Below are 16614 nucleotides of genomic sequence, written 5' to 3' on the forward strand. Positions count from 1 at the left end.
TCTGAATTAAAAACAAAAAAAGGACAAATCCCTTGAGTCGTTTCTCTCAAGTGAATTTGTCCTTCTGGGTTTTTGTCCCTTAGTGGTGTAACACTGCATAGTGTCCGCATCGCTCGGTCCAGTCCTTCCATAGTCAGGAAGCGGAACCCTAGATGCGCTATTTCACTCATAGTCGGATAATTACAGTGGTTATCCGGTAGAAACTTATGGGCCATATTCCCAAGATTATATGAGTTGACAAGCAAATATAAGGATAATGTATAATGTGAAACTTATATTTTTATAAATGTTCAAAATGAATACCTTGTATATCTTACACGCTCTGTCTGGTGCTTACAAGCAAAATTTTAAGCAATTTGCATGCCATTTTCAGGTTATTTTCACGAAATTCAATTGTTTACATTTAGTAGTTACTACTCCAATATCTTCTGCGCTGTTTCTTGGGTCGTTACAAGTACATTCATATAACCCCCATTTAGTGCCCCAAGGATCCCCGTTACCTTCTCAAGTGACTCCGCTACACCAATCGAATACCGTGCTTGCTTAATTTGCTCCAGCTCAATGGTCAGTGTTCGATCCGATATTCCGGTATGCACGGGAATCCCGTTGCCATCATAGAATCGTGAACAGATATCACCAGCGACCTTTCCATTCTCCAGCTCAGCAATCACTGCATCACCATAAAAACCGCGCCACGCCTCTTCCCCTTTCATTTCCGGCGATCCGATGCCGAACACAGCGATATCCAGATGGTCCCACGCCTTGGCAATGGTCTGATAATACTGGGAATTCATCAGTTGATCTCTAGTTTCCTTTTGCTCCGTGATCGCTGGAACATCAATCATTAACGAGCGCGCACCCCATTTTAGAGCAGCTTGATAACAGATGTTATTTACATGGTACCCGCTCTCCATCTTTCCTGATGGGCCGCCGACCGTAGGTACACAGGTTACAAAAGGTCTCTGGGCTTGTGTTAGGCTTTCTACAACGCTAGCTAAGCTGCTTCCCCAAGAAAACCCAATCGTATCTTTCGGGAGAAGCACTTGCTCGAGCCATCTCGCACAGGCTTGTCCTATAGCTTTGCGTTTAATCGTGCTGGACTGTGCAGGATCTACCTCCACAACAATGGCTTCCCGTAGCCCGAACCGCTCCTTCAACTCCTGCTCCAATGTAAAATGATCGCCAGTATCGTAATTAATAGTTATTGTAACGATCCCTTCTTCACGTACCCTCTTTAGCATCCTGCTGATAGTGGTACGATATATACCAAGTTGGCTGGAGATTTCACTCTGCGTTAAATTCTGTTCATAATACATTTGTGCTATTTTAATAAGCAGCTTCTTATCTTCTGTTCGATCCATGTTACAACGCCCCCGCGTATTCAACAGTTTGACGGATTTAGACCCCCCCCCCGCTATACTGTAGACGATTGTTTTGCACATTTATTATTATAATGCACAAATGTGCTTAATATTAAAACTTTTATGAAGATGAATGGTTCAGATGGAATCAAGGTATCTCTAAATAAAAACAAAAAATCAAACAAGTGAGGTGCTGGAAATGAACCCTTTAAAGTGGGCAATTGTCGGTCCAGGAAGTATAGCTGCCGAATTTGCGGCTGCGCTGAATGAAACGGGAGGAACGTTGTATGCGGTTGGGTCGCGAAGCTTGGAGAAAGCACAACAATTCGCTAATCAATATGGAGCCACGAAAGCTTATGGCAGTTACAGTGAAATGCTGCAAGATCCTGCAATTGATGTAGTGTACATCTCTACGCCACATAGCAATCATTATGAATACATCATTGAAAGCTTACAGAATAACAAACATGTTCTCTGCGAAAAAGCAATCACGGTGAACAGCAAACAACTTCAAGAAGTCACCCGACTTGCCGCTGAAAAGGATCTGGTTGTGGCCGAAGCTATGACCATCTACCATATGCCACTGTATAAGAAACTGCGGCAGCTCATTGATGACGGCATCATCGGGCGCCTCAAAATGGTGCAGGTCTCCTTTGGCAGCCATAAAGAATATGATGTGAACAACCGTTTCTTCAGCAAAGATCTGGCGGGCGGAGCACTGCTGGATATTGGGACATATGCGCTGTCCTTCACAAGATTCTTCCTGTCCAAACAGCCCCATGAGATTCTTACTACGGTAAAACAATTCGAGACAGGAGTGGACGAGCAATCCGGTATTATTCTTAACAATGCGGCAGATGAAATGGCGGTAATCTCCCTTACAATGCGCTCCAAAATGCCTAAACGGGGGGTGGTTGCAGGAGAGCTCGGATTTATTACCGTAGACAATTTCCCGCGGGCCAGCAAAGCCACCATTCAATATTTGGATGGCACAGTAGAGACGATTGAAGCTGGAGATACAGCCAAAGCTTTGCAATACGAGATTGAAGATATGCAGCGGTATATTGCAGATAAAAGCCATAAAGAGACCCTCAACCTCTCCTTGGATGTCATGGACATTATGAGCAATGTCCGGGAGCAATGGGGGATCAAATATAGCTTTGAATAAATAAACCGTTTAGTAGGCAGCTAACTTAGGCAAATGATTGTTTTTCGAGGTAGATCGCCCGTATTCATCACTTATTCCCCCCATCTGCATTAATGTTAATGAAGTCAAAGTATGGGAGAGTGAATATGGGTGGCCTATAAAAGAGACCGGATCGTTGTCATTATTCAAAAAGGAAAACGGCGCATAATTACAAGGACCCCCCTCCACGGAGTGGACAGATTAGTCTTTGTCATCAACAATCAATATACGAACGCCCCCAACACTACACAAATTGCAAGCGGTGCAGGGCGCAGCAGCGCAAGCGGTAATAATGCCGCCATTGCTTCTCCCTATACACGCCAACAACAAAGTGTCGGCGCAGGCGGTGATGCGACTAACCTAGGCAGTGGGGGCTACAAACGCGGCAAAGCTAAGCCCCTCTTATTATATCCGTATCGCAAAGAAGTTGTGGTCGTTATCAATACCCAGACGGTTAAACTGCCTAAACGGAGCCAGAATGCCTCCGCAACTCAGGTAGCAAGCGGAGGCGGAACGTTCAGCACCGGTGGAACAAACTCCGCTATTGAAAGCCCAGGAACAAGACAACAGCAGGCGGTTGGTGGAGGATCGGGTGGGCACGCCACTAACAAAGGCACAACTAAACGGCGCCACCTCAAACAACGGTCTAGTTAACCCTATTGGGACTATATAACAAGCATAGCAAAAAAGCATGGGCAAACCTGACGAGATCAGGGTGCCCATGCTTTTTGCGGTTTGGCGAGTTGTGCTATAGGTACTTTTTAGTACCTATAGCACTTTAAAGTACGTACTATACTAAATGGACAGATCTCTTCATAATAGCACTTACCGGCCGGTGATTAACACAGCGTAGGAGTGAAAGAAATGTCCTTAGATAAAAAAAGAAGCACCTTGGCACTCTTAGCTCTAGCCATTAGTGCCTTTGCGATTGGTACCACTGAGTTTATAAGTGTGGGGCTGCTGCCTCTAATCGCCACGGATCTGCATATACCGGTAACCACAGCCGGGTTGACCGTTACTTTATACGCTTTAGGAGTAACTTTTGGCGCACCCATCTTAACGTCGCTAACCACGTCGATATCGCGCAAAACCTTACTGCTAAGCATTATGATCGTCTTTATTATCGGCAATAGTCTTGCGGCGGCTGCGGACGGAATTACATTGCTGTTAATCGCGAGAGTAATTTCCGCTCTGGCCCATGGCTTGTTCATGTCGATTGCTTCGACTATTGCCGCCGACCTCGTGCCTGAGGATCGTAAGGCCAGTGCCATTGCCATCATGTTCACTGGACTTACAGTAGCTACTGTTACTGGCGTTCCGCTAGGTACGTTCCTTGGCCAACAACTCGGCTGGCGTGCTGCATTTGTTGCTATTATTGCTATCGGGCTTATAGCACTCATCGGCAATCTGATCCTTGTTCCTTCATCCGGGCTGCGCAAAGGTACCCATACACCCCTTCGTGAGCAAGTTAAGCTGGTCACCAATGGGCGTTTACTGCTTGCCTTCGCGATTACGGCTTTGGGCTATGGGGGCACATTTGTAGTCTTTACTTATTTATCACCCCTTCTGCATGAGATCAGCGGCTTCAAAGAGAATACAGTCGCCGTAATCTTGCTTGTATACGGCATTGCGATTGCCATCGGGAACGTGATTGGAGGTAAAGCCGCCAACCGCCAACCGATGAATGCTCTATTCTATATGTTTGCAGTCCAAGCTGTCGTCTTATTTGTCTTAGCTTTTACCGCACCTTACAAGGTTGCCGCACTGATTACGATCTTCTTTATGGGACTGTTAGCTTTCATGAACGTGCCCGGCTTGCAAGTACATGTTGTTACGCTTGCAGATCGATATGCGCCAAGTGCACGAGATGTAGCTTCTGCATTAAATATTGCTGCTTTTAACGCTGGTATTGCCATTGGTGCGTACCTTGGCGGCATCGTCACAGATCATATGGGACTGATTCATACCACTTGGGTAGGTGCCATCATGGTTCTGTCCGCAGTAATACTGACGGCATGGAGCCGTGCTCTGGAGAAGAAAGATGAGGCTCCTCTCCAGACTAAAGCTGCTTAAAGAGCAGTCCATTAACAACCCAAACAAACTTTTAAATATCTTAGGAGGTTACTTTATTATGGCTCAACATCTACAGGATACAACTACATTACACAACGGTGTAAATATGCCTTGGCTAGGGCTTGGCGTATTTAAAGTGGAAGAAGGCGCAGAACTGATACAAGCGATCAAATCCGCTATTAGACACGGTTACCGCAGCATTGACACTGCCGCAATTTATGAGAATGAAACAGGCGTGGGACAAGCCATCCAAGAGGCTCTGCAAGAGAACAGCTTGTCCAGAGAAGAGCTTTTCGTAACCTCAAAGGTCTGGACCGCAGATATGGGCTACGAAGAAACCATTGCCGCCTACGAGACTAGCTTAGCTAAACTCGGACTTGAATACCTGGATCTGTACCTTATTCACTGGCCTGTAAAAGGAAAATATAAAGAGTCTTGGAGAGCGCTTGAAACGTTGTATAAAGAGGGCCGGGTAAAAGCCATTGGGGTCAGCAACTTCCAGATTCACCATCTTGAAGATGTACTGAAGGATGCTGAGATTAAGCCGATGGTCAATCAAGTTGAATTACATCCTTATTTGAATCAGCAAGAGCTGCTCGACTTCTGCAAAGAGCAAGGAATCCAATTAGAAGCTTGGTCTCCGTTAATGCAAGGTCAATTGTTCGATCAGCCTGTACTGAAACAAATTGCCGTCAAACATGACAAATCCGTCGCTCAGGTTATTGTCCGTTGGGACCTGCAACGGGGGATTATCACCATTCCTAAGTCTACTAAAGAACACCGGATCATCGAAAATGTAGACGTGTTTGATTTCAAATTATCTGACGAGGATATGACTCTAATTAACTCTCTCAACCAAGATCAGCGGGTAGGTCCAGACCCAGATCATTTTGATTTCTAAGGGATTACGCACCTTGCACTAACACTATAAGCACCGGCAACACGAGAAACGAAGCAAGCGTCGTCCACAAAATACATTTGGATACCAGCTCCGGTGAGGCATTAAAACGCTCGGCTAGCACGACGGCGTTGACGGCAACTGGCATAGAAGCCAAAATCAGCAGCACAGAGAACAAGGTTCCGGTAATTTGCAGGATCGATAATCCGAGGTAAGCCACTAGCGGCGCTAAGATTAATCGAATCGACAGCCCAGTCCAAAAAGTAGACTGACCCTTGCGTGCGGATGGCATGTTTCTCACTTTAACCATCTGTGCGCCAAGGATCGCCAGTACCACCGGTGAATATCCTCCAGCTACCAAGGCAACCCCTGTAGCCACCTCTGCCGGCAAATGCAGGCCAAAGATACGGAGAAAAAGGGCCAACAGAGCTGCGTAAATGGCAGGAAGTGAAAAGACCGATTTTACTGCATTTTTTACCGAGAACTGAGATCTTGCTGCAAAATAAACACCTATCGTATTCACGATAATCATCTGTCCGATCACATATACAGAGGCCTTATCGAGACCAAGCTGTCCGAAAGCTAGCAACACCAGCGGAAGTCCATAATTCACGCTATTCGTAAACGTTGAAATCAAGGTCAGACCGGATACTTCGGATGGATCTAGCTTCAATAATTTGCCGACTATATTCGCAATCGCCCATAAGAAGATTAGATTTAGAAGCGAAAAGGCGAGCGTCTTATAAATATCATCCATGGATATCTCTGCAGTAGCCAATGTATTTAAAATAATTGCCGGCGTTAAAAAGTATAGATAAAGCGTCAATAACGGCTTCGTATCCAGATTCTTAAACCGCCCAAGTAGCGCACCCACGATCACAGGAATGGACAAAGGCACGATGACTTGGTATAACGTCGATAACACACTTTGGATCATGAATAGAACTCCTCTGCTGTAGGTTACTTCAAACTATAAGCGCAACAGCACAGAACGTCTAAGATATGAAATCAATATACCTCATAGCCAAAACCTATCATACCAGCAAAAAAGCTCCCAACCCTTACAAAGGGTTGGGAGCTTTTCGGTATATTGTTACATCATTTTGATCTCAAGCAACTCATATTTAATGATGCCCATCGGTGCATTTACACTAACAATATCGCCGACCTTTTTACCCAGCAATTCCTTGCCTAGCGGGCTTTCATAGGAAATCTTGTTATTAAGAACATCTGCCTCAGCAGCTCCAACAATTCTATATTCGATCTTCTCCGAATATTCGATGTCATTCAGAATAACAATACAACCCATACTAACCTTTGACAGATCCATTTGGCTCTCATCCACGATCTTGGCTTTGGTCAACATTTTCTCCAGAATCATAATACGAGTCTCCATGAACGATTGATCGTCCTTGGCCGAATGGTACTCACTATTTTCCTTCAAGTCTCCATAGCTGATCGCCAATTTAAGCCGTGCGGCCAATTCCTTACGCCCTGCGCCTTTCAATTCCTTCAGCTCTTCCTCTAATTGAGCCAACCCTTCTTTGGTCAAGAACACTTCTTCATTAGACATGTATACAACTCCTATTTTGGATGCTTTATAATATTTTAACCGATATATCCCAAACTTGCGAAAGATCTTACAAGAAGAAACAACATTGTCGTCCTTAAAGGACGACAACCATTTCTCGTAGAAATATAAAGATACTTTAAAGTACAAAACATATAAATGCTTATATTTTAAAAAAATCCCTGCCACAATTGAACATTGGGCAAGGAGGTCAATGCTGCTTAATTATTCTGGCAAATGCTCTTTACAAAAAAGGAGTAACGCTTCTTCCTCGTCCTCTTCCATATCGAAATCGAGCAGTTGACCTGAAGTTGTCTCCTGTAGATCATAACTTACGATGCTGACTTGATCTTCATCCACCTTAATAATCGCTCTAGCGGATACTCCGTTCTCTACATACAGCTCATCATCCTCTGGAACGTCCAGTTGAACGACAAATTCATACCGTTTACCGGTTAGTATACCGAAAGGATCTTTTACATTCTCCACATTGTAGCCCGTAAATGTCAACATAACTCAATCAACCTCTTTTCCTAATACCTGCCACGTCATTGTATCACAAAAAGTAACATATTGTTGTCGAGGTAGTCCGTCAAGCCATGGCTTTGGATTTCTTGATTTGTTTGCTTCGCAGCTGTCCGCAGGCAGCATCAATATCCACACCATGCTCCAGACGAGTGCTTACGCTGACACCCTGCTTCTTCAAGGTATCAAAAAAGGCCCGCACCGTCTCCCGCTCGCTTCTTTGATATTGGCTGTGTTCATCCACCGGGTTATAAGGAATCAAATTCACATTGACGAGCGGGCGTCGATCGCCAATCAGCTCGGCCAGTTCAAGCGCATGCTCTCTGCCGTCGTTTACATCCTTCATCAGAATGTATTCCAGCGTAATTCTCCGCTTGGTTTTCTCCAAATAATAATCTATAGACTCCATTAGCTTCTCTATTGGAATGGCCTTGTTAATCTTCATGATCTGCGTCCGCAGTTCATTATTAGGGGCATGCAAAGAAACCGCCAGATTCACTTGCGTATTCGCATCCGCAAATTCAACGATTTTGTTAGCCAATCCGCTCGTTGATACGGTAATCCCTCTACCCGCAATTGCTAGTCCCTTGTGATCTTTGACAATCGCCAGGAAATCGAGCAGGTTCTTGAAGTTATCGAATGGCTCGCCAATGCCCATCACTACGACGTGACTGACCTTTTGATCCAGGTTCGCCGTATCCAGATGCTGCTGGACCTTCATAATCTGCTCCACAATCTCTCCGCTGGAGAGATCCCGGCTCTTCGCCAATAGCCCACTTGCACAGAAGCTGCAGCCGATATTGCAGCCCACTTGCGTGGTTACACATACAGACAAGCCGTATTTCTGTCTCATAAGCACGGTCTCGATCAGGTTGCCATCCTTTAGGCGGAACAGGAACTTAATCGTCCCATCCGCAGATTCCTGCTTCACATGTTCTTCCAAGGTATGAATGACAAAATTCTGCTCTAATAATTCTACACAATCTTTATTTACATCGAGCATTTCCGAAAAGTCTGTAATCCGCTTCCGATAAAGCCAATCCCAGACCTGCGTAGCCCGAAACTTTTTATGTCCACGTTCTAACAGCCATGCCGCCAGTTGATCAAAAGTTAATCCATAAATGGATTCTATATTCATTCGTTATCCTCTTTTCAAAACGTTAAAGTTCAGACCATCACTACTCATTGTCTCAAATTTTTTTTATTAAAACAAGGGGAGTTATTGGGTTGTGTCGAAGTTTACACCATTAAAGTCTGTTCTATGAACATGTATCTAAGGAGCGATGGAATCATATGGGTTCAACAAGAATAAAAGCAATCAGCCTCACCCTTCTAGCTGCCGTTCTAATCCTTGGCGGTTTTTTAGTGTATATTACTCTCACTGACTATAAACCACAGGAGATTACTACACTTACTGTAAACAATAATCCGCAGCAAGTAATGAAGCAGGGAGAGTCCTTTTCTGTAACTACCTTTAATATTGGCTACGCCGGGTTGGATAAAGGCCAAGATTTCTTTATGGATGGCGGAACAAAGTCACGCTCAAGCAGTAGGGAACAAACGAAGATAAACCTTGAGGCCGTAGCGTCCCTTATGACAGTTACAGACTCGGACCTGTTCATGCTGCAGGAGGTCGACATCGATTCTTCCCGTAGCAACGGTATAGATGAAGTCTCTTACTTGTCGAATAAATTCGCTGATTACAGCAATGTTTTCGCGACCAACTACAAGGTACCTTGGGTACCGCTTCCTGTTCTTGATCCGATGGGCTCGGTGAACAGCGGTTTATTAACTTTATCCCGTTTTAACAGCACAAGTAATATTAGATATGATCTCCCGGGCAAAGAAACCTGGCCTCGCCAACAATTTGATCTCGACCGTGCTTTTGTGGAGAGCAGATTCCCCGTTGATAATGGAAAAGAACTGATTCTAGTCAATCTTCATTTATCAGCCTTTGACCAAGGCGGAACGATTCGCAAACAGCAATTGGAGTATTTATCGGCTTATATCAAGAAGGAGAATGACAAAGGGAATTACCTCATCTTAGGGGGAGATTGGAACCATTCCCTTCCGGGTACAGCTCCTGATGCTTTCGAGACAACGCAGGATTGGCCGCAATGGCTGCAGGAATTCCCTGAACATTTTCAACAGGGCTTTCAGTGGGCTGTAGATGCCAAGGTACCCTCCGTCCGGACGCTCGATGTTGCCTATTCAGAAGGTGTGAATTTCCGCGCAGTGATTGATGGCTTCCTAGTCTCACCAAACGTCAGCATAAGCGGCGTACAGGGTCATGAGTTATCCTTCGAACACAGTGATCACAACCCTGTAACAGCCACTTTTATTCTGCAATAACATGGATTCTCTGATTCTATTTAAAAACAACAAATTTTAGGTTTTTCTCTTGGAAATACTTAATGATAGCGGGCAAAGCTTCTACAGTAATCTTCTTTTCGTGAAATAGATAGACTCCGCCGGACGGATCGGCATGATGAACATATTGAAGAATATCCTCTGGGTTCTTGACGTTCCAATCCTCGGGATCACGATTCCACAATAATACCTTCATCTGCTGTTCCGTCACCTTGGCGGTTAACTTGTCATTGATCGCCCCATATGGCGGCCGAAAAATAGTAATCGGTGATTGTGTAATTTCCTCCAGCGCCTGATTAGTCTTCGCCAAGTTATTCCGGTTCTCCTCAACGCCATTAGCAGTCATTTTGCTATGATCCCACGAATGACTCCCAACCGACATCTTATGCTCATTAGCATACCTAACGGCTTCCGCATTATGAGCTACCTTATTCCCAATGAATAAAAAGGTGGCAGCCACCTTATGTTCTACTAGAATATCTACGATCTCTTTCGTATACTTTGACGGTCCATCATCAAATGACAAGGCAACATAACCCTTCGGCAAACTATACAAAAATTCATTCTCGGGTAATTCATACTTTTCGTACGGTAATGTCTGTTCTTGAAGAGGGACTGAAGGTTCTGGTGTAGGCTCAGCTTGCTGGTTATGAACCGATATCGTCTGCGCTAGGGTAACGAACGGTACCGAAAGTAATGGCTCAGAGTCGGCCCCTAATACGGGTTCCTCCAGCGCTTCAGCACTATCTACGAGTTGTCCATCCATTCGCAGAGGTAACACAAATATCAAACAAGCGAACATGAGACACAGCAGTGCAACCAGTCCAATTCGTTTGGTCTTCTTTCTGCTTATCCTATGCCCTGGTTCTGTAGAGGGAAGCATGGTCTGAACTACCCTCTCCTCTTCTACTTGAGGATAGTCCTGCTGCTTTAATTGAAGAAGTTGGGTTACATAATTTTCAGAACAGGCAAAATACAATGTTTCGCTGTAAGCTCTGTTCATTATAATCAGCGTGCTGTAGTAACTATTCCGAAACGGATCCCACTTCGGATACAGCGACAATCTCATTCTCCCTCCGGAAAAGGGACCTAGCGCCTTCAATTGTTCGTATGTAAATTCATCTATGGTGAGCTTGCTTCTTGCGTACCCAACATTACGGGTTAGACCTACCTCAATCTGATAACCGGCCTGTTCATGCTCAAGCGACAGTAACTCAATCATTAGAATGGTGTCCGGTTCCTTAGATGCCATGAATCCTATGTATCTCCGTTTCCATCGTTTCGATCCGTCAGACTACTGCCACTCCCAAAAGGAACCGTCATCCGATTGGTGAAATCGCTGATCATACCCGAGAGATACGCCTTTTCTTGGCGAATCGTATCGTACTTTTGTTTTAGATGTGCATTCTCAATCTCAACCCGTCCGATTTTCTCTTCCAGATCATTCATCTTTTTGAGTTTCTCTGCATGGGCTTCGTTATGTTTTTGAATCAGATTTACATATTTTTGCTGCTCCAGCTCAATGGTACTCTTCAATTCCTCAATCTCAGCTGTGAGCGTAGTTTGAAGCTCCCGGTAATCCTCCAGCACTTGATCGACCTTCAAATTTCTCTCAATCAACTTATGCTCAAGCTCGCGGACATTCTTTTCTCTTTCCTCAATAACCTTATTGAGGTTCTTCATATCCCGGTTTAAGCGCTCCACATGACTGCTGGAATGGGTTAACCGATCCTGAAGCTCATTAATATTGGTCTCCGCATGTTGTCTGGCCTGAATAATCTGCTCCACGGAGAAGATCAAATCGAGTGATTTTTTATCAAGCTGAGCTTTGCCTGTAGTAACCAATCCAGCTAAAGTCTCGTCTGAGGTCTTTTCTTCTATTTCTTCGACCTGTTCATCTAATAATTGTACCTTTTGAACCATATCCGACTTGGATTGCTTATCCACTGAATCTTTCTTTTTAAAAAAGGGGGAAATCATCGATTTTATCACCTCAATTATAAAAAAATGTCAAAAAATGTCGAGTGCCCACGAGTCTATTATAGTTTACTTATCTTGTATGTAAGTGAGCCTTTATATCTAACTTTCTGAAATGCACCTAAAGACCTATTCTCTTCTGCAAAATAAAAAAAGCACCCCTTCGGGTGCTTTGATTTCAATTGAATTTATCGGGAAATTGTTTGATCAATCCCTCGGTTAAGATATCTGCGAACATGATCATATGCTCCAGCCCTTTATCAAATGCGGCAATTTCGGCATCCCAATCCTTTTTAACTCTAGCTGTCACGTCATCAGTAATCAATTCCAGATGTTCATGAAGCATTTCCTTTAATTGTTCATAAGAATATTTGGGGTTCTGGCTACTTAGAAACTTGGCAATGTCATCAGCGTTGGCATACCACTCTTTATTGTATTTTTCCACATCGGCCTGATTTCCAGCCTTTACAGCACCTAGAACTTTTCCGGCAATAAGAATATGCTCCCGCAATAATTGAGCCAGCTTATCTCCAACTGCCTCACCGTAATACGGTTTAAAGACATCCCCTATGTCCTGCTGATTCTGTAACAGCCTTGCCAGTACCTTATCCTTGTCCTCAGAATCTGCAAAGGCGCTAACAATGTAGTTCTTTGTCCATACCACATGATCGATCCATAACTTCCTAAGATTATCCTTAAGCTCAATTACGGAGGGGGTTAAGCATTGCTTGTGGGAGCTCTTTTTCTCTTTAGCTGCTGCAGCATCGGCAATTGTAGGTGTAACACTTACAACCAGAAACATACACAATAAGGTTAGCTTCAACATCAAATACTTATTTTTCAATATGACCTATCTCCTTGTGAACAGTGATGGATTTGAATATCTTGTATATTGTGCACCTTTACTTCCATTTCATTCGCAACTATTCTCAGAACACAAAAAAGCACCATCACGTGGACGGTGCCTGGGTCTTACTTTTATCTAAACATCACTTTATCTACGTTGTATTTAGATTTCAGTTCATTAATGATATAGGTTTCATAGATCTCTCTATGAACTGGACTTTCGATCAAACACACATCAATTCTGGTGACCTCGTCCCGATGTTGCTTGATGTCAGATACGGTGTCTTCAAAATGTTTTTTAATTCTTGGTCTTAGCTTTCTCGCTTTACCTACAAACAACAACTCATCCTGATCATTGTAGAACATAAAGATACCGCCGTAATCTCTCGGAATCAGGTGAAAGTCCGTAAATCCGTAAATATTGCTTAACTGCGGGTTAATTTGTTTAGTAATACTAACATCCGCTTTTGGAATCGTTATGTTGATCATTAGCTCACGTCCTCTTTCTATATAGGAGTAAATAGTATCATAAATCGCTAAGTAAGACCATTCAATCTGGCGCAGTCAAATAAATACAATAAAAGCAAGTTCGATTGATCTAATGGAAATATTACTAAAAAATATAGCATTATTCAAAACCTTCCTGCCCAAGGGTTGCGGTCTTAGACAGGAGAGGATTATAAATAAAATAGAGGCGTTTGCATCATGATATATAGATATTTGTCATCTAGGAGGATTTGATTCATGGCAGTAACAGACCGGCAAAAAATAGTAGATAGCGTCCCGCAAAAGGGTTTCTTCGGACATCCTAAGGGACTTTTCACCCTTTTCTTCACAGAATTTTGGGAGCGTTTCTCTTATTATGGCATGCGAGCTATCCTTGTCTACTACATGTATTATGAAGTGAGCCAAGGCGGTCTCGGATTACCTGAAGATATGGCACTTTCTATTATGTCTATCTATGGATCGCTTGTATATATGTCAGGGATCATTGGAGGCTGGCTTGCGGATCGGCTTCTCGGGACTTCGAGGGCTGTTTTCTACGGCGGCGTTTTAATCATGTTCGGGCATATACTACTGGCTATTCCAGGCAATACCACATTGTTTTTTGCTTCGATGGTTTTAATCGTACTCGGAACGGGTCTACTGAAACCCAATGTTTCAAGTATTGTCGGCGAAATTTATAGCGAGCAGGATAACCGCCGTGACGCTGCCTTCAGCATTTTTTATATGGGCATTAACCTGGGAGGATTTCTCTCCCCACTAATTGTTGGCGCAGTAGGCATGAATAATTTCCATCTAGGTTTCTCGATTGCCGCAGTCGGAATGTTTGTTGGACTAGTCGTTTATATTATGACTCGCACAAAAAATCTGGGTTTGGCCGGTACAATTGTACACAACCCTATTCCTGCAGATCAGAAGAAAAAGATCTTTACTTGGATTGGTGTAGGATTAGTTGTACTTGCGATTTTGATTACGATCGGCATTCTTACCGGAGTGCTTACCTTTGAAACATTAATAAAAATAGTAGGGGTATTAGGCTTACTTATTCCTACGATGTATTTCATTATGATGTACCGCAGTCCCAAAACAACAGCCGTTGAACGGTCAAGAATTCTCGCATACATTCCTTTATTTATCGCATCGATTATGTTCTGGGCGATTCAAGAGCAGACTTCCACAGTTCTAGCTAGTTTTGCTGATAAACGGACCCAATTGGATTTTGCAGGCTTACACATTTCTCCTGCTTGGTTCCAATCGCTTAACCCGCTGTTTATTATCACTCTTGCACCTATATTTGCCTGGTTGTGGTTAAAGCTCGGTAACCGTCAACCCTCGATTCCGCAAAAGTTCTCGCTTGGTTTATTGTTTGCCGGTTTATCCTTCTTGGTGATTCTAGTACCTGCTTATTTCGGTGGAGCTAATTCACTTGTGAATCCATTATGGCTGGTACTCAGCTATTTTATCATCGTAATCGGGGAGTTATGCTTGTCCCCTGTGGGCTTATCAGCAACGACCAAACTGGCACCGGCGGCTTTTACCGCTCAAATGATGAGTATGTGGTTCTTATCGAATGCCGCTGCTCAAGCAATTAATGCTCAAATTGTGAAGTTCTATACCCCGGATACCGAAATGATGTACTTTGGAGTAATTGGTGGAGTGGCCCTTATCCTTGCGCTTATCCTCTTCCTATTCTCTTCCAAAATTCAGAATTTTATGAAAGGGATACATTAAAGACACCCAAAGGCTGTCCGAGATCTTCTCGGCAGCCTTTTTTTGGTTTCCTATAGTTATCCAACCTCTACACCAGAAACATGGCGACAATCGTCGTGACTACCAGCCCAATCAATACAGGCTTAACATTCCGTCTTGCCAGCTCAAAGGGGCTTACTCCGCAAATAGCAGCCGCCGGAATCAATGCCCACGGAATCAGCGTGCCTCCACCCACCCAAATGGCAGCTACCTGACCCAGCGCAGTTAAAGTCGCCGCATCGGAATGTGTGGCCACCGCAAACAATTTCCCAATAGACCCGGCAAGTGAAATGCCCGAGAACCCTGAACCATCTAGGCCTGTAATGGCTCCGGTTATAGTTGCGGTCACAGCACCCACTGCACCGTTCAGAGGAACGTTATGAGCTAGAGCGACCCCTAGATCATTTACAATCCCCTGAGATGCGGCGGGCAGCACTTTGCCGAATAATTCAGCAAACGCCGAATCCCCCAGATAGAAAAAAGCGGCAATCGGTATCACAGGACCAAATACTTTGAAGCCAAACGTAAGTCCATCAATCAGATAAGTAGTTACTTGCTCCAATCCTTTATTACGATGTGCCAACAAGGTTACTACAACCAGAATGAACACCGCAGTACCACCAACTAAGGCAGTTGCGTCTCCACCCTGCAAATCGAGCAGAAACATGCCTGCTACATCGGCTAAAAACAGGATGGGAATGGCGATGGCCAGCCATTGTTTCAATGCTGGATGAATCACCGCTGGATCTTCTGCCGTATCATTCTCTGCAGATAACGCACTCACGGCACTTTTCCCGGCAATAAGACCGTCTCGCCAAGTTCCCTTCTTCTGATCTCTGCGCATCATCCAATACGCCGTTATCGTAGTCACCACGCCCATAACAATTACAAGCGGAACACTCGCCTCCATGACACTGGTCACCGGAAGTCCGGCCGCATCTGCTGTTAGTTTAGGTGCACCTTGAATAATGTAATCACCTGAGAGCGCAATCCCGTGGCCAAATAAATTCATTGCCATCGCCGCTCCAAGAGCCGGCAGTCCCACTCGAATGGCAACCGGCAGCAGCACAACCCCGATCAAGGCCACTGCGGGTGAAGGCCAGAAGAACCATGAGGTGACCATCATAATCAGACCGATCCCCCAAAAGGCTATGAACGGTGTGCGCAAAAAGCGGGTAAGTGGAGCAACCATGATTTCGTTAATCCCCGTGCGTGTTAATACCCGGCTCATGGCTACTATGATCGAAATAATCATGATCGTACCCATTAGCTCCTTGGTTGCATATACAAAAGAGTTGAATACACCTGTGACCGAACCACTGACAGTTTCTGTGGCTAACCACCCAAGTACAAAGATGCCCGCAATACAGATCATCGTTGTGTCCCGTCTCTTGATCAGAAGTGCCATTATAAATACGATAAATGCCAGATATACATAATGGAGCGCTGTTAACTGGATGCCCATCTCTGCACCACACCCTTCTCCTACTATCCGAGTGCTATATGGTATGCAGGGGTGTAGGCTAATGTTCAGTAGAAATGGGCCTAAAACAGC

General features: G+C 44.3%; 16 protein-coding genes and 1 riboswitch. Of the genes, 6 read left to right on the top strand and 10 right to left on the bottom strand.

The window, feature by feature from the left end; translation table 11 throughout:
* Window positions 1-149: 149 nt before the first annotated feature.
* Window positions 150-253: riboswitch (purine riboswitch) on the bottom strand.
* Between the two features lie 160 nt (window positions 254-413).
* Window positions 414-1361 (bottom strand): sugar-binding transcriptional regulator, encoded by a 948-nt coding sequence (locus MHH89_RS21120; protein ID WP_341088036.1) that lies wholly within the window; start codon window positions 1359-1361, stop codon window positions 414-416.
* Between the two features lie 199 nt (window positions 1362-1560).
* Here MHH89_RS21120 and MHH89_RS21125 point away from each other — a divergent pair, with 199 nt between their 5' ends.
* The 4 genes from MHH89_RS21125 (at window position 1561) to MHH89_RS21140 (ending at window position 5521) form a co-directional block, all read left to right on the top strand.
* Window positions 1561-2529: a Gfo/Idh/MocA family protein gene (locus MHH89_RS21125; RefSeq protein WP_076191635.1), complete on the top strand. Its 969-nt coding sequence runs from the start codon at window positions 1561-1563 to the stop codon at window positions 2527-2529.
* Between the two features lie 129 nt (window positions 2530-2658).
* Window positions 2659-3201, top strand: coding sequence for a hypothetical protein (locus MHH89_RS21130; RefSeq protein WP_081387069.1), 543 nt, complete (start codon window positions 2659-2661; stop codon window positions 3199-3201).
* A gap of 210 nt (window positions 3202-3411) precedes the next feature.
* Complete coding sequence (locus MHH89_RS21135; protein WP_076124110.1) at window positions 3412-4620, top strand: MFS transporter; 1209 nt, start codon at window positions 3412-3414, stop codon at window positions 4618-4620.
* A 58-nt stretch (window positions 4621-4678) separates the two neighbouring features.
* Window positions 4679-5521, top strand: a complete 843-nt coding sequence (locus MHH89_RS21140) for an aldo/keto reductase (protein ID WP_076222381.1) — start codon at window positions 4679-4681, stop codon at window positions 5519-5521.
* Window positions 5522-5525: 4 nt separating this feature from the next.
* Here MHH89_RS21140 and MHH89_RS21145 read toward each other — a convergent pair whose 3' ends face one another.
* From MHH89_RS21145 to rlmN, 4 genes are all read right to left on the bottom strand, one after another.
* A complete protein-coding gene (locus MHH89_RS21145) occupies window positions 5526-6455 on the bottom strand; it encodes an AEC family transporter (protein ID WP_341088038.1) in 930 nt (309 codons plus the stop codon).
* A gap of 156 nt (window positions 6456-6611) precedes the next feature.
* Window positions 6612-7091: a transcription elongation factor GreA gene (gene greA / locus MHH89_RS21150; protein WP_036682220.1), complete on the bottom strand. Its 480-nt coding sequence runs from the start codon at window positions 7089-7091 to the stop codon at window positions 6612-6614.
* Between the two features lie 222 nt (window positions 7092-7313).
* Window positions 7314-7601, bottom strand: a complete 288-nt coding sequence (locus tag MHH89_RS21155) for a DUF6509 family protein (RefSeq protein WP_036682221.1) — start codon at window positions 7599-7601, stop codon at window positions 7314-7316.
* Between the two features lie 79 nt (window positions 7602-7680).
* A complete protein-coding gene (rlmN, locus tag MHH89_RS21160) occupies window positions 7681-8751 on the bottom strand; it encodes a 23S rRNA (adenine(2503)-C(2))-methyltransferase RlmN (RefSeq protein ID WP_076181880.1) in 1071 nt (356 codons plus the stop codon).
* A gap of 155 nt (window positions 8752-8906) precedes the next feature.
* Between rlmN and MHH89_RS21165 the strand changes: the two genes are divergently transcribed.
* Window positions 8907-9965: an endonuclease/exonuclease/phosphatase family protein gene (locus MHH89_RS21165; protein ID WP_076191625.1), complete on the top strand. Its 1059-nt coding sequence runs from the start codon at window positions 8907-8909 to the stop codon at window positions 9963-9965.
* A gap of 16 nt (window positions 9966-9981) precedes the next feature.
* On the opposite strand, the gene MHH89_RS21170 is transcribed toward MHH89_RS21165, so the two are convergent.
* The 4 genes from MHH89_RS21170 to MHH89_RS21185 all read right to left on the bottom strand — a co-directional run bounded on the left by MHH89_RS21170 (window position 9982) and on the right by MHH89_RS21185 (window position 13295).
* Window positions 9982-11235: a polysaccharide deacetylase family protein gene (locus tag MHH89_RS21170; RefSeq protein ID WP_341088040.1), complete on the bottom strand. Its 1254-nt coding sequence runs from the start codon at window positions 11233-11235 to the stop codon at window positions 9982-9984.
* A 5-nt stretch (window positions 11236-11240) separates the two neighbouring features.
* Window positions 11241-11963, bottom strand: coding sequence for a hypothetical protein (locus MHH89_RS21175; protein ID WP_076124118.1), 723 nt, complete (start codon window positions 11961-11963; stop codon window positions 11241-11243).
* Between the two features lie 175 nt (window positions 11964-12138).
* On the bottom strand, window positions 12139-12804 hold the full coding sequence (locus MHH89_RS21180) for a glycosyltransferase (RefSeq protein ID WP_175617270.1): 666 nt from the start codon (window positions 12802-12804) through the stop codon (window positions 12139-12141).
* 134 nt (window positions 12805-12938) lie between these two features.
* Window positions 12939-13295, bottom strand: a complete 357-nt coding sequence (locus MHH89_RS21185) for a nucleotide excision repair endonuclease (protein WP_036682230.1) — start codon at window positions 13293-13295, stop codon at window positions 12939-12941.
* A 255-nt stretch (window positions 13296-13550) separates the two neighbouring features.
* Here MHH89_RS21185 and MHH89_RS21190 point away from each other — a divergent pair, with 255 nt between their 5' ends.
* On the top strand, window positions 13551-15041 hold the full coding sequence (locus tag MHH89_RS21190) for a peptide MFS transporter (protein WP_076124120.1): 1491 nt from the start codon (window positions 13551-13553) through the stop codon (window positions 15039-15041).
* A 67-nt stretch (window positions 15042-15108) separates the two neighbouring features.
* Here MHH89_RS21190 and MHH89_RS21195 read toward each other — a convergent pair whose 3' ends face one another.
* Window positions 15109-16524, bottom strand: coding sequence for a hypothetical protein (locus MHH89_RS21195; RefSeq protein WP_076278256.1), 1416 nt, complete (start codon window positions 16522-16524; stop codon window positions 15109-15111).
* Window positions 16525-16614: the final 90 nt, after the last annotated feature.

Source organism: Paenibacillus sp. FSL H7-0323 (assembly GCF_038002725.1).
Lineage (GTDB): Bacteria > Bacillota > Bacilli > Paenibacillales > Paenibacillaceae > Paenibacillus_AQ > Paenibacillus_AQ odorifer.